Annotated in this window: 5 protein-coding genes; all 5 read left to right on the top strand. The window is 59.4% G+C overall.

The features are described from left to right. Positions 1–35: 35 nt before the first annotated feature. The 5 genes from IPM61_08535 to IPM61_08555 all read left to right on the top strand — a co-directional run bounded on the left by IPM61_08535 (position 36) and on the right by IPM61_08555 (position 15,575). A complete protein-coding gene (locus tag IPM61_08535) occupies positions 36–5,138 on the top strand; it encodes a hypothetical protein (GenBank protein MBK8911367.1) in 5,103 nt (1,700 codons plus the stop codon). Between the two features lie 885 nt (positions 5,139–6,023). Then, positions 6,024–9,821, top strand: a complete 3,798-nt coding sequence (locus tag IPM61_08540) for a hypothetical protein (GenBank protein MBK8911368.1) — start codon at positions 6,024–6,026, stop codon at positions 9,819–9,821. A 717-nt stretch (positions 9,822–10,538) separates the two neighbouring features. Continuing rightward, positions 10,539–12,167, top strand: coding sequence for a hypothetical protein (locus tag IPM61_08545; protein MBK8911369.1), 1,629 nt, complete (start codon positions 10,539–10,541; stop codon positions 12,165–12,167). A gap of 141 nt (positions 12,168–12,308) precedes the next feature. Then, the gene (locus IPM61_08550; protein MBK8911370.1) at positions 12,309–14,861 is read left to right on the top strand and encodes a HAMP domain-containing histidine kinase; all 2,553 of its coding nucleotides are present in this window, start codon (positions 12,309–12,311) and stop codon (positions 14,859–14,861) included. A 24-nt stretch (positions 14,862–14,885) separates the two neighbouring features. After that, positions 14,886–15,575: a response regulator transcription factor gene (locus IPM61_08555; protein MBK8911371.1), complete on the top strand. Its 690-nt coding sequence runs from the start codon at positions 14,886–14,888 to the stop codon at positions 15,573–15,575. The last annotated feature ends 88 nt before the right edge of the window (positions 15,576–15,663 follow it).

The following is a 15,663-nucleotide window of genomic DNA, read 5'->3' on the forward strand; positions in this document are numbered from 1 at the left end:
AACAGCAAACCGTAATCACGAGGAATCAATCAACCATGAAACGACTCCTTCTTGCTCTGGCCGCTGTTATTTGTGCAGCATCTGGCGTGGCGAACGCGCAAACGTACAAGACGCTCTACGGCACCTCGCTCTACTTGTCGGGCGGGGGCGCGCCGGTGGTTCCGCTGATCCTGAAATCCCCAACGCTTGGAAGCACGTGGACCATGACCCTTCCAACTGGCCCGGGAGCATCGGGGCAGTTTCTGCAAACCGATGGAACCGGCGTGCTTACGTGGGCCACGCCATCGCTCACTTTCCCTTTTTCCGCAACCGTCAGCGATGCTGGCGTGCTGTTTAGCCTTACGAACTCCGGCACCGGCGGCGCGGGGCTGTTTGCCATCACCAACGCCGGAAGCAGCGCGGCGGCGCTGGCAGCAAGCACCAACGGAACCGGCCCGGCAATTCAAGCAACCGGCAGGGTTCAGATTAACGATGGCAACCTTGTGCTTGGGAACACCGGCAGCGCGGGCGAGCTTCGGCTGCAGGAACCAAACGGAACCGGAAGCGATTACACCGCATTGAAAGCGCAGGACCAAAGCGGCAACAACATCACCTACACCCTGCCGGCGGCCAACGGAACTGCGGGGCAGGCACTGCGGATTGCTGCTTCCCCTGCCCCAACAGCAACCGCCGCAACGTTAGATTGGGGGAACCCATCCCCGGGCGGCGCGGCGGGTGGGGATCTGACCGGAACCTACCCGAACCCCACCATCACCACCGATGCCGTTGGCTCGGCAGAGATTGCCGACAACACCATCACCGGCGCAGATATTTTGGACGGCACGGTTGACAATGCCGACCTTGCTGGCGATGCCGTCACCGCCAGCAAAATTGCTGCCAATGCCGTCAATGCCAGCGAGATAGCCTCCAACGCCGTTGGCAATTCCGAGATGGCCGATAACGCAATCGGGAATGCCGAGATGATGGACAACGCGATCGGCAATGCTGAGATGATGGACAATGCAATCGGTTCGGCGGAAATCATTGACAACTCGATCACGCTTGGGAAGATCAGCTCATCCGGCGCGGGGGCCAACCAGGTGATTACCTACAACGGGTCCAACATCGTCTGGGCCAGCCCCGCCAACAACGATTGGAGCCTAACCGGCAACGCGGGAACAACCGCCGGAACGAACTTCGTGGGCACCACCGACAACCAAGCCTTTGAGATTCACGTGCACGAAACCGGCACAGCCACCGAAGGCCGCCGGCGAGTGATGCGGTTTGAGCCGAACGCCACCAGCGCGAACATCATTGGCGGGTTCAACGGAAATAGCGTGACAAGCGGAGTGATTGGCGCAACGGTGTCGGGCGGTGGAGCCAGTGGCGGTTTGAATACGATCACCGATGATTATGGGGTGATAGGTGGTGGCCGGAACAACCGTGCGGGAGATAATGCCGGGACAACATCAGATCGGAGTTATGCCACCGTGAGTGGTGGTTTGGGCAATGTTGCCAGCGGCCAATACGCCACAATTGCTGGCGGCCTGCAGAACCGCGTCTCGGGGGGGAACGGATTTATCGGCGGTGGGGCAAACAACCTTGCCAGCGCAAACATGGCCATTGTGGTTGGTGGCGAAGGGGACAGCGCCAGCGGCCAGTGGGCGTTTATTGGCGGCGGATATTCGAACACCGCCAGCGGCGAACGTTCGGTGGTGGTGGGTGGGGCGGCCAACAGCGCAACGAACAACTACTCAACCATTGGCGGCGGCATTGATAACGATGCAACAGGGGAATTTGCAACGATAGCCGGTGGACGTGCCAACGGGGCAACGGGTAACTATGCCACCGTTGGCGGCGGCCAAAGCGACACCGCCAGCGGAGCCTATTCGTTTATTGGCGGCGGGTTCGGGAACACGGCCGCAGCGGGTGGGTCCTTTATCGGCTCGGGGTCCTCGAACCGAACAATTGCCGGGGCCACCGACGCAACGATTGGCGGCGGCGCGTACAACTACGCCAGCGGCTACCGTTCCACCATCGCCGGCGGGGAAAGCGATACGGTCACAGGCTCGATAGCGACAATCGGTGGTGGCTTCAAGAACAAAGCCACCGGGGACCGCTCGACGGTTGGCGGCGGCGAAAGCAACACCGCCAGCAGCACCGCCACCACTGTGGCGGGTGGCATTAATAACAGTGCTGGTGGCATCAACGCCACCGTTGGCGGCGGCAGCGGCAACAGCGCGACTGGCGGCAACAGCGCAATCCCCGGCGGGCGCGGCCTAACGCTGGATGCCAGCGCCACCCGCAGCTTCGGCTTCCATTCCAACAACGGAGCCGGCACGCTACCGATGACGATTTCTACCCCTGACGTAGCCGTCTTCGGCAACACCGATCTCTGGCTTGCCAACAACGACAACGCACCAAGCGAGTTGAGGTTCTTCGAGGGGTACAACACCTCAGGGGCATTCCCAAACACGGCAAACTACACGGCGTTCAAAGCACAAACGCAAGCGGGCGACATAACCTATACACTTCCGGCCAGCAACGGCTCGGCTGGTCACGTGCTTCGGATTGCCAGCAGCCCTGCGCCAACGGCAACCGCAGCAACGCTGGAGTGGGCAGCAGCCAGCAGTGGCTGGAGCCTAACGGGCAACACGGGAACAACCGCCGGAACGAACTTCGTGGGGACCACCGACAACGTGGCGTTGGAGCTAAAAGTCTTCAGCAGCGACGGGACAGCGAACCGGGGAAGCAAGCGAGTGATGCGATTCGAGCCGAACGCCACCAGCGCGAACATCATTGGTGGGTATCAGGGGAACAGCGTGGGTGCTGGTGTGGTTGGTGCAACGATCAGCGGCGGCGGCGTGGATGGAGGTATCAATCAAGTGTCCGCTGATTATGGAGTGGTTAGTGGAGGGCAGGGCAACACCGCATCGGGGTTTAATTCGGCGATTGGTGGAGGAAGCACCAACACCGCATCGAATTTCTATTCGACGGTGGGTGGCGGCTTGAGCAACACGGCATCGGGGGATCGTTCGATGGTGAGTGGAGGGCAGAGCAACACGGCATCGAATTCCTATTCGACGGTGAGTGGAGGGCAGAGCAACACGGCATCGAATTCCTATTCGACGGTGAGTGGAGGGCAGAGCAACACGGCATCGAGTCCCTATTCGACGGTGGGTGGAGGCTTGAGCAACATGGCATTGGGGGGGCGTTCGACGATAGGAGGAGGCGAGAGCAATACGACATCGGGGTATATTTCGACGGTGAGTGGAGGCTATAACAACACGGCATCGCAGTCGTACTCGACAGTGGGTGGAGGCTATAACAACACGGCTGCCGGTGTATACTCTGCAATCCCCGGCGGTTACGGCCTAACGCTTGCTGCCACTGCCATCCGCAGCTTCGGCTTCCACGCGAACACCGCTGCTGGCGATCGCAACATGACGATCTCCGTCCCGGACGTAGCTGTCTTTGGCAACACCGATCTGTGGCTTGCCAACAACGACAACGCACCAAGCGAGCTGCGGTTCTTCGAGGCGTACAACACTGCTGGGGCCTTCCCAAATGCTACGGCACACTACACGGCGTTCAAGGCGGCATCGGTACAGGGGGGCGACATCACCTACACGCTGCCAGCATCGCCCGCAGCCAGCAACGGGGATGTTCTCACCTCAACCACCGCCGGAGTGATGCAGTGGTCCGATGCCGATTCGATCGTGACGGCCAACGCCTGGGGTCTACTTGGCAACGCGGGAACAACCGCCGGAACGAACTTCGTGGGAACGACCGACAACGTGGCGTTGGAGCTAAAAGTCTTCAGCAGCGACGGGACAGCGAACCGGGGAAGCAAGCGAGTGATGCGGTTCGAGCCAAACGCGACCAGCGCGAACATCATTGGTGGGTATCAGGGGAACAGCGTGGGTGCTGGTGTGATTGGTGCAACGATCAGCGGCGGCGGCGTGGATGGAAGTATCAATCAAGTGTCCGCTAATTATGGAGTGGTTAGTGGAGGGCAGGGCAACACCGCATCGGGGTCTAATTCGGCGATTGGTGGCGGAAGCACTAACACCGCATCGGCGCAGGGTACAACAGTTGGCGGAGGGAGTAACAACACCGCATCAAATGCATACGCAACAGTTGGCGGGGGCTTTGGCAACACCGCATCGGGGATACGCTCGGCGGTTGGTGGGGGCTTTAGCAACACCGCATCGGGATTCCGCTCGGTGGTTGGTGCGGGATATCAGAACGTCGCTTCGGGGGATTATGCCGCAATCGCCGGAGGGGCTGAGGACACTGCCGCTGGCGAATACTCAGCAATTCCGGGCGGGCGCGGCCTAACGCTGGATGCCAGCGCAACACGCAGCTTCGGCTTCCACGCCAACAACGCTGCCGGGACTCGCAACATGACGATCTCCACTCCAGCCGTAGCCGTCTTCGGCAACACCGACCTGTGGCTTGCCAACAACAAGAACGCACCAAGCGAGCTGCGTTTCTTTGAGGCGTACAACACCGCTGGGGCATTCCCAAACACGGCAAACTACACGGCGTTCAAAGCGGCATCGGTACAGGGGGACGACATCACCTACACGCTACCGGCCAGCAATGGCACTGCCGGGCAAGTGCTTCGCGTGGCCAGCACCCCCACGCCAACGTCAACAACAGCAACGTTGGAGTGGTCATCGAACAATTTGGGAACCGTTGGTGGCCTTGCCTTCGCCCGTAAAACCGCCAATGAAGGGGTCACCAGCAGCGCAACCTTGCAGAACGACGACCACCTTTCCATCGCCTTGAACACGAGCGAGGTGTATGAGTTGGAAGGGGTGCTGTACGTCAACACAACGGCCAATGCGCACGATCTGCAAATCGCCCTCACGGTTCCAACCGGCACGACCATGAAGGTGAGCTATCAGGCGCGGGAAGAGAACGGAACAACATCCAGAGAAGCGGATATCCTCTCCACCTCCGGCACGGCAGGGACGGTGATAGATGTCCAGTCAACTGGAAGCAACCGTGCGATCGTTTACGTGAAAGGACTGATCCGCACTGCCGGGACTGCCGGGAACGTGACGTTGCAATGGGCCGACGATGACACCACCGGCACCGAGACCGTGACCATCGAAACCGATTCCTACTTCAAGGTGACCCGCGTGCAGTAACCCCTCACCCTTCTGCCGATTAAGCCAACGAACGCCCTTCCCAAGCCACGTGGAAGGGCGTTCGCTGTTGTGCAGGGGGTAGTGATCCCGACGAAGTCGGGGTAGGGACCCCGATCTTTATCGGGGCCCAGAGGCCGAAGATGCCGCCGAAGGCTAAAGACCTTTTATCAATCCCGACGAAGGTCGGGGCGGCTACCTCCAAAAATTCCCGAAGCGTTCCCCTCCTTGGAGGGGTGCCCAACAGGGCGGGGTGGGTTCGGGGGAACGAGCGAACGGGCGGTGGTTTCTGTTGGCCACCGGGGCAATCCCGACGCAGTCGGGGTAGCGGCTCCGATCTGTATCGGGGCCGAGTGATAGACACCGAGGGCTAAAGACCTTTTATCAATCCCGACGGAGGTCGGGGCGGCTACCCCAAACTCTCCCGAAGCCTCCCCCTCCAACGGAGGGGTGTCCAACAGGGCGGGGTGGGTTCGGGAGAACGAGCGAACGGGCGGCGGTTCGCGTTGGTCACCGAGGCCTGCTGATCCTGAGATTCGGTAATGAGCGCAGTTTTGGATGTGTCCCCAACCCACCCCCGGGCCCCCTCCCAAGAGGGGGAGCAACGCACGAGGCCAACGCACAAAGTTGCCCACGGCTACCTCCAAAAATTCCCGAAGCGTCCCCCTCCCACGGAGGGGTGCCCAACAGGGCGGGGTGGGTTCGGGGGAACGAGCGAACGGGCGGTATCCACATTGGTCACCGAGGCCTGCTGATACTGATTGACTGAATTTTTTCTTGGAAACTTAGAAGCCATTGCCTATTCTTGCCATCGCTGCCACCGCTGCCATTATAACATCCAATCCGGCCCTCCTTTCAGGTCAGGGCTTCCTCTTATCCATTCTCCACATGAAGCACTTCACAGTCGCTTTCCGGAGCATTGGCGTAGCCGTGGGATTATTGTGTGCAGCCATTGCCTCCACCGCTCAAACTCCGGGTTCCCACCCGATGACCGACATCTACGGCCACATGGGAATCGGCACCATCGCGCCGGACAAATCGGCAATCCTGGACCTATCAACCACCACCGCTGGCTTCCTGATGCCACGGATGACCAGTGCTGAGCGCAACGCGTTGGTCAACCCAGCAGTGGGGCTGATGATTTTCAACACCGGCGCGAAGACCATCGAGTTCAACATCGGGACAACCTTTGCTCCGATTTGGGATCGGGTGCTGACGACCAGCAGCGGGGGCGGGCTATTCTGGAGCCTGACGGGCAACGGAGGAACCAATCCTGCAACCAACTTCATTGGAACCACCGATGCTCAACCGCTGGTGGTTCGAACCAACAACATGGAGCGTCTGCGTGTGGCAACTACCGGTGAGGTAGGAATCGGCACGGCAGCACCAACTGCCGGGCGGTTGCTGGAAGTTGCGGGAACCGCCGGCGCGGCGAACGTGCGGTTCGGCTCGGCAAGCGGCGCGGCCGATGGGAGCGTGTGGGCACCTGGAACCAACGACGGTATCATCACCGCCGACGGAAATGGCGACCTGTTGAAGCGAACCGCGACAGCAGTGGTAGGCTCGGTAGCATGGTTGAAGACGGGGAATGGCGGGGCGTTCACCGACGGGGTGGATAACCTGATAGGGACTGCCAGCAACGCGCCGTTAAATGTGATCGTCAACGGAAACCGAGCGATGCGGTTCGAGCCGAACGCGGCCAGCAGCCCGAACATTATTGGCGGGTTCAACGGGAATAGCGTTGGTAGTGTGGTTGGCGCAACGATCAGTGGCGGTGGTGAGAGTGGCTCCATTAACCAAGTGACGGGGAATTATGGCGCGGTCGGTGGGGGAAGGCGCAACCAGGCATCAGGAGTTCATTCGACAGTTGGCGGTGGATATGACAACGTGGCATCAGGGGTTGCTCCGGCAATAGGTGGTGGGGAGAGCAACAGAGCCTCGGGGGATTATTCATCGGTGGGCGGAGGGGTGTTCAACATCGCATCGGGGGGAACCTCGACGGTGGGTGGAGGAGACCACAACGCTGCATCGGGTGCGTCATCGGTGGTGAGTGGAGGATATTACAACGAGGGGTTGGGATCATATTCGGCGGTGGTTGGCGGTGCCTACAACAAGGCATCGGGGAGTAATTCAGCGGGAGGTGGAGGAGATATCAACGAGGCATCAGGGGCATATTCATCGGTGGGCGGAGGGGTCTACAATGCCGCATCGGGGGGAACCTCGACGGTAAGTGGAGGAGACCACAACGCTGCATCGGGTGCGGCATCGGCGGTGGGTGGGGGAGATCATAACACTGCATCGGAGCACTATGCGATGGTAGGTGGCGGACATGACAACGTGGCATCAAGAGTGGCTTCAACAATAGGTGGTGGAGAGAACAACAGGGCATCGGGGAATTATTCGGCAGTAGGTGGAGGAAGGAGCAACCAGGCATCAGGAGTTCATTCGACGGTCAGTGGTGGACGTGACAACGTGGCATCAGGGGTTGCTCCAGCAATAGGTGGTGGGGAGAGCAACAGAGCCTCGGGGGATTATTCAGCGGTGGGCGGAGGGGTGTTCAACGTGGCATCGGGGGGAACCTCCACGGTGGGTGGAGGAGACCACAACGCTGCATCGGGTGCGTCATCGGTGGTGAGTGGAGGATATTACAACGAGGGGTTGGGATCATATTCGGCGGTGGTTGGCGGTGCCTACAACAAGGCATCGGGGAGTAATTCAGCGGTAGGTGGAGGAGATCGCAACGAGGCATCAGGGTCATATTCATCGGTGGGCGGAGGGGTCTACAATGCCGCATCGGGGGGAACCTCGACGGTAAGTGGAGGAGACCACAACGCTGCATCGGGTGCGGCATCGGCGGTGGGTGGGGGATATTACAACACGGCAGCTGGTGATTACTCAGCAATCCCCGGCGGTCGCGGCCTAAGGCTGGATGGGGATCGCAGCTTCGGCTTCCACGCCAACAACAGTGGTGGCACGCTTCCGATGACGATCACCGATGCCAACGTAGCGGTCTTCGGCAACGCTAATCTCTGGCTTGCCAACAACAACAACGCGCCAAGCGAGCTGCGGTTCTTCGAGGCGTACAACGCTTCCGGGAACTTCCCGAACACGGCAAACTACACAGCGTTCAAAGCGCAAACGCAAGCCAACGACATCACCTACACGCTACCAGCATCGCCCGCAGCCAGCAACGGGGATATTCTCACCTCAACGACGGGTGGAGTGATGCAGTGGTCCGATGCCGATTCGATCGTGACGGCCAACGCCTGGAGCCTGCTTGGCAATGCGGGAACGACAGCGGGAACAAACTTCGTGGGAACCACCGACAACGTGGCGTTTGAGATTCGGGTAAACAACACCGGTGCAGCTACTGGCGGCAACCAGCGAGTAATGCGGTATGAGCCGAACGCCAGCAGCCCGAACATCATTGGTGGGTTCAACGGGAACAGCGTTGGTGCAGGTGTGGTTGGTGCAACGATCAGTGGCGGCGGGGCGGATGGCGCTGCCAGCCAGGTGACAGGTGATTATGGAGTGGTCGGTGGTGGATTTGCCAACACGGCATCGGGGGAGTTTTCGACGGTGGGTGGTGGATATACCAACACGGCATCGGGGAGAGGAGCAACGGTGGCGGGAGGGGCTGGGAACCAAGCATCGGGGGATAATTCGACCGTGGGTGGAGGAACGCAAAACGAGGCACAGGGGGGTAATTCGACAGTGGGTGGGGGAGAGCGCAACATTGCATCGGGGTTCAATTCGGCGGTAGGTGGAGGAACGGGCAACGAGGCACAGGGGAATAATTCCACGGTGGGTGGTGGAGAGCGCAACATTGCATCGGGGTCCAATTCGACGGTGGGTGGAGGAGACCACAACACTGCATCAGGTGCGTCATCGACGGTGAGTGGAGGAGACCACAACGCTGCATCGGGTGCGGCATCGGCGGTGGGTGGGGGATATTACAACACGGCAGCTGGCGATTACTCAGCAATCCCCGGCGGTCGCGGCCTAAGGCTGAACGGGGCGAGGAGCTTCGGCTTCCACGCGAACAACAGTGGTGGAACCCTTGACATGACGATCACCGATGCCAACGTAGCAGTTTTCGGCAACACCGATCTCTGGCTTGCCAACAACGACAACGCACCAAGCGAGCTACGGTTCTTCGAGGCATACAACATCGCTGGGGACTTTCCAAACGGGACAGCAAACTACACGGCGTTCAAGGCGCAAACGCAAGCCAACGACATCACCTACACGCTACCGGCCAGCAATGGAACAGCCGGGCAAGTGCTAACGATTGCACCAGCACCAACGCTAACGACTGCGACACTTACGTGGACTACACCAACAACAGCACCGATCACCACCCGAACCGATGTCACCACGTTCGTGGGCCCTCCTAGCAGTGTTGCGCTCGCTGCATCAGGTGCTTCGTTCCTGCGGATTACCACGTCACCCGGAGCCTTTACCATCATCGGTCTTTCCGGCGGTGTTGATGGGCAGATACTCGTTATCTACAATCAGTCAGCCAACAACATGACGATAGCTGATGAAAGCGGGGCAGAGATAACAGCCGCGGATCGTATCCATACAATGGGTGGGGCAAACCTCACAACCACAGGCGAAGGGAGTGTGACGCTGATGTACGATGGTGGCCAAAGCCGTTGGATAGATATTTCTTTCCGTCCGTAAGGCCACCAGTGGGATCTGCTATCAATATGTGCTGCCCGCCATAGCAAAAGCTGTGGCGGGCGGTTCGTTTCTAAAGGCTTCCCGCGCAAACCCTCCCGAAGCGTCCCCCTCCAACGGAGGGGTGCCCAACAGGGCGGGGTGGGTTCGGGGGAACGAGCGAACGGGCGGCGGTTCGCGTTCACCCCGGAAGGCTCTGATCCTGAGATTCGGAAATAGGCGCAGTTTCGTGTGTGCCCCCAACCCACCCCCCCGCCCCCTCCCAAGAGGGGGAGCAACGCGCAATGCCACGCATGGCTCCCGCAAATCCTCCCTGATATTTTTCTGACATCCTCCTGACCTTTTTCTGGCAACCGCCGGATGGCCGTAGGGCTAAGTTTGCTGGCACAGAAACCATTCATTTTCCAACAGGAGATGCCATGCAACGATTCCGCTTCAACGCCTTCTTGGCCAAGTTCTTTGCTCTGTTGATGGTGGCTGCCGCGCTTCACGGATGCAGCGTTCCAACCGAGGCATCGCTCGAGAGAAATTTCCGTGGGTTCTTCGGTGTGATACAGGCACTTGGGCAACTCAGACATTTCGGACCGAATGCGACGCTTGATCCGGGCAATGGTCACCGTGCGGGAAGTGAGTAATCGGAACGGCTTCGTGGTGCCACCGAAGCCACTGCTAACCCGCAACGCAATCCTGCAACCTGGAACCACCATTCAGTGATCCACCATGAGGAGTTCTTCAACCGTTTTTCGAAGCATTGGCGTAGCCGTGGGGGTGTTTTTTGCGGCCATTGCTGCCACCGCACAACCCCCCGGCTTCCACCCGATGACCGACCAATATGGCCACATGGGGATCGGGACCATTGCGCCGGATAAATCGGCAATCTTGGATCTTTCCACAACCACTGCTGGCTTCCTGATGCCACGGCTGACAAATGCCGAACGGAACGCGATAGCCAACCCGGCAACAGGGTTGATGATCTTCAACAGCGACACGAAAACGATGGAGTTCCAGATTGGAACGACCTTTGCCCCGATCTGGAACCCGGTTCTGACCGTTGCCACCGGAGCGGGGATGTTCTGGGGGCTGACTGGCAATGCCGGAACCACCGCCGGAACGAATTTTGTGGGAACCACCGACAACGTGGCGTTTGAGGTTCGGGTCAACAACAGCGGTGCGGTTACTGGTGGCAACCGGCGGGTGATGCGGTTTGAACCGAACGCCACCAGCGCGAACATCATTGGCGGGTTCAATGGGAATTTGGTGGCAACGGGAGCCGTTGGGGGGGTGATTGCTGGCGGCGGTGCCAACGCAGCCACCAACCGCGTGACCGATGACTACGGCGCAATTCTTGGCGGGCAAAACAACCGCGCTGGCAACAACACCGGCACAACCGCCGATACACCATTTGCCACGGTTGTTGGTGGCAGCGGGAACGTTGCCAGCGGCAGCTTCGCCACGGCGATGGGCAGCAACACCACTGCCAGCGGCGACACCGCCACGGCAATCGGTTCCCACACCGTTGCCAGCGGGGAGAATTCGTTTGCCAGCGGCTATCAATCCATTGCCAGCGGTTGGCTTGCAACGGCAATGGGGGATAGCGCAGTGGCCAGCGCGTATGCGGCAACAGCGTTCGGTTCGCGAACCGTTGCCAGCGGTTTCTATTCCACGGCAATGGGGGTGGCGGCAACGGCCAGCGGCCATTTTTCCACGGCAGTGGGAACCGGAACAACAGCCGGTGGACAATCTTCCATTGCCATGGGGCTTGGCTTAACGTTGGATGCATCCGCCGCGCGTAGCTTCGGCTACCACGCCAACAACGTTTTTGGCGGGCTACCGATGGTGATATCCACCCCCGACGTAGCGGTCTTCGGCAACGCCGATCTCTGGCTTGCCAACAACGATAACGCGCCAAGCGAGCTGAGGTTCTTCGAGGGCTACAACGCCGCCGGGGAATTCCCAAACACGGCAAACTACACGGCGTTCAAAGCGCAGAATCAAACGAGTGACATCACCTACACACTTCCGGCAGTTGCACCAGCATCCGATAACCGGATACTCACCAGCACGGCGACGGGAACGATGAGCTGGGGCCGCAAAATCACCAAAGCAACGGTGACGCAGGACATTGCCAGCGTTGCCGCAGGTGCACAAGGCATTGAGACGTTCACGGTGACGGGCGCGGGTGTTGGTGGGTCGGTGGTGATTTCGCCATCGGCGAATCTTACAGCCGGGTTGGTGATCGGCTTTGCGCGGGTTTCGGCGGCCAACACGGTGACGGTCTCCTTCCAAAACGTCAGCGGCGGGGCGATTGATGAAGGGAGCTTGGAGTGGGGGATCACCGTGGTTGAGTAACGCGTGCAGCGGTGGCTTTTCCAAAGCGTTGCCGCCTCGGCAAAAAAAGGCCATTGCTGCGGCATCGTTTTCCAATAAATTTCGCCCGACGCTTCTGTTCCCTTCCTCTGTTCTGCCTGCATCATTCATCTTCAATTTCCCATGGTTCTCCGTTCCCAAAAATCAATCCCGTGGATATTGGTCTGGAATATTCTGGTTGTCCTGCTGGGCGCTGCCGGGACGTATCAGGCTGCGGAGAAAGCGGGGCTTGGGGGAACATTGCTGGCGCATCGCGGGCATATCGAAGTTGACGCAGCGGCCACCGAATCCACCAGCCCGCTTGCTCCGTTGCTGCGCGGCGTGGCCTTCAAAAAAGATTCCGCCAAGCATGGCGCGCTGGTTATCGCCACGCTGAATGGATATCCGTTGGGTGGGGACCTGAACATTGTGGAAACGCTGCTTGATGAGTTCGCGATTGGCGACACCGTCAGGATTGAGTACGCCATGGTGGCCGAAGGTGAGGAAGCAATCCCGCAACTGGAATTGCACGCCGCCACGCTGCAACTGGTCCCCCATTACAGCCCCAGCTACCTGTTGATTATGACGGTGGTGGCGGCAATCTTTTTTGTGCTTGGGGTTGTTGTTCTGGTAAAGCTGCCGCACGAACATCACGCCAGGGTGTTCCACCACACCATGAATTTTGCTGTGCTGCTCATCGCCTGCACGTCGGGGCGGTACACGATTGACCCGGCGGGGCTGGGGTATCTGGTGCGTGGCGCGTTTGTGGCCGGCTACGTGATGATGCCGTTGCTGTTTGTTCATTTCACCTTCCTGTTCCCCGAACCAAAGTGGCGCGGTGCGGAACGGCTGATGCACGTTTGCTATGCCGTTGGCGGATTGCTTGTTGCGGCCACCACGCTCAGTTTCATTCTTTCCACCACTCCAGAAATCCATCAAGGATGGATGGCCGTTTACTCCGCGCTGTTCGAGCTTTGCCGCTATCTGTTTATGGCCGGCTGCCTGTTCAGCTTGGGGAATTTTATTCACTCCTTCCGTGCTGCTGCCGACGAGATCGCCCGCCGGAAACTGCGCTGGCTGCTGCTGGGAAGCGCGGCGGGTCCGCTTCAGTATATCCTGCTGTGGGTTGTTCCCTCCAAAGTTGGCTTCATCATCGTGCCGGAAGAAGTGGTGATTCTGATGGTGGCCATCACCCCCATCACCTTCGTGATCGCCATTGTCCGCTACCGGATGTTGGATATTGACCTGATCGTAAACCGCACCACGGTGTATGCGGTGATGGTTGGGGTGTGGCTGGCCATTTACTTGGCGGTGGTGGGGGTGGTCGCGATGCTGCTGCAAAGCAGTCTCACCTTCAGCAAGGATATCTGGCTCTCCTCCGTTGCCGCGGTGATTGCCGCGTTGTTGTTCGAGCCGGCCCGCCGCCGCGTGCAAGCGTTCGTGGACCGCCGGTTTTTCCGGGTTCAGTACAACTACCGTGTGGCCCAGCGCCAGTTTGTGGAGGCGATTAACCGCGCCATTGATGTGGACCAGTTGGCGCAGTTGGTGGTGGACCGGATTGCCCTGCTGATTCCGGTGGAGCGGATTGCACTGTTCCGCATCCGTGGCGACACGGCGCGCGCCCACCCGCTGGCGCACCATTCGTTCCCGATCCTTCAGCACCGCTCCGTCCCGTTCGACGCGGCGCAGCTGAACTGGGATACGCGGCTTCCGGTGGGGATCCAGGACCAGATTGAACCTGGCGTTCCAATCGTCCCTGCCGATGCACGTATCTTCCGGCGATGGGGCGTGGCCGTGGCGTTCCTGACCCTTTCCGAGCAAGGGAAAGCGTTGGGGTTCCTGGCGTTGGGGCCAAAAAAATCGGGGCGGAGATTCACCGTGGAAGATATGGACCTGCTGGCCACCGTTGCTGCCCAAGCCGGCCTGGCAATCGAGCGGATCGAGCTTCAGCAGCGGCTGATGCTGGAGCACGCCGAAACCCAACGGCTGGAAGAGCTGAACCGGATGAAATCCTACTTCGTCAGCAGTGTAAGCCATGAGCTGAAAACGCCGCTGACCTCCATCCGACTGTTCGCCGAGTTGCTGCAACGCAGCCCAACCATTGCCAGCGAGAAATCGCAGGAGTATCTGAAAATTATTGAGGGGGAAACCGACCGGCTTACGCGGCTTATCAACAACGTGTTGGACTTTGCGAAGGTGGAGCGTGGGCTGAAGGAGTACACCTTGATTGAATGCGACATCAACCCGATTGTGGAATCGGTGATTGCCACGCTTCAGTATCAAATCCAGATGCGGGGGTTCCAGCTGGTGGCCGATGCCCAGCCGGGCTTGCCCGTGGTGGCTGCGGACCCCGACGCGGTGGCCGAATCGTTGGTGAATCTGGTGGCGAACTCCATGAAATACTCCACCGACCATCGCTTCATCCGCATTGCCACGTTTGGCCGCAACGGCCACGTTGGGGTGACGGTGGAGGACCGCGGGATCGGGATTGCTCGCGAACATCTGCTCCATATCTTCGACCCGTTTTACAGGGTCCGCGAGGAGACCGCCCACCGGGCCGGCGGGGCGGGGCTTGGGTTGGCGTTGGTGAAGCATATCATGGATTCCCACAACGGCACAATCCACGTTACCAGCACGCCGGGGCAAGGGACCACCGTAACGCTGCTGTTTCCAATCAATCAACATCCCCTTCCATAATCCCATCCATAATTCTCCATTGCCATGAGCACCATCCTTATCATCGAAGACGATCCCGCAATTGTTATGGGCTTGGTTGCCAGCCTTCAGGAAGAACATTACACGGTGATGACCGCCAGCGACGGGATCACCGGGCAGCAGATGGCACTGGAGCAACAGCCCGATTTGATTGTGCTGGATTTAATGCTCCCGGGCAAAAACGGGCAGGATGTTTGCCGCGAAATCCGCGCCGCAGGAATCACCGTCCCGGTGCTGATGCTGACGGCAAAAACCTCCGAAACTGATACCGTGCTTGGCCTTGAAATGGGGGCCGACGATTACGTGAAAAAACCGTTCAGCATCCGCGAACTGATTGCGCGGATTAAGGCATTGTTGCGCCGGACCACCATCCCCGCCCCAACGGTGGACCAATACCAGTTCGGGAATGTTGTGGTTGACTTCAAAGGGCATGAGCTTCGGCACGGCAACGTGGCCCACAAGTTGGCGGGGAAGGAGTACGACGTGCTGAAATTCCTGATTGCCCACGAGGGCCAAGTGGTCACGCGCGAGGTGCTTCTGAACCAAGTTTGGGGCTACGAACGGTTCCCCACCACCCGCACCGTGGATAACTTTATCCTGACCTTGCGCAAAAAAATTGAGGCCAATCCTTCCCAGCCGGAGCACCTTCTGACGGTGCACACTGCCGGGTATAAGTTCGTGAAAGATAAAAGCTGAAAAGATCAAGGCTGATCTGTGCGATTCCTTCCCAACCCCCTTCCCGCCTGACATTTTCCTGACAACAACAGAACCCAACGCTGACAAG

This window comes from Chlorobiota bacterium, from assembly GCA_016710285.1.
GTDB lineage: Bacteria > Bacteroidota > Ignavibacteria > OLB7 > OLB7 > OLB7.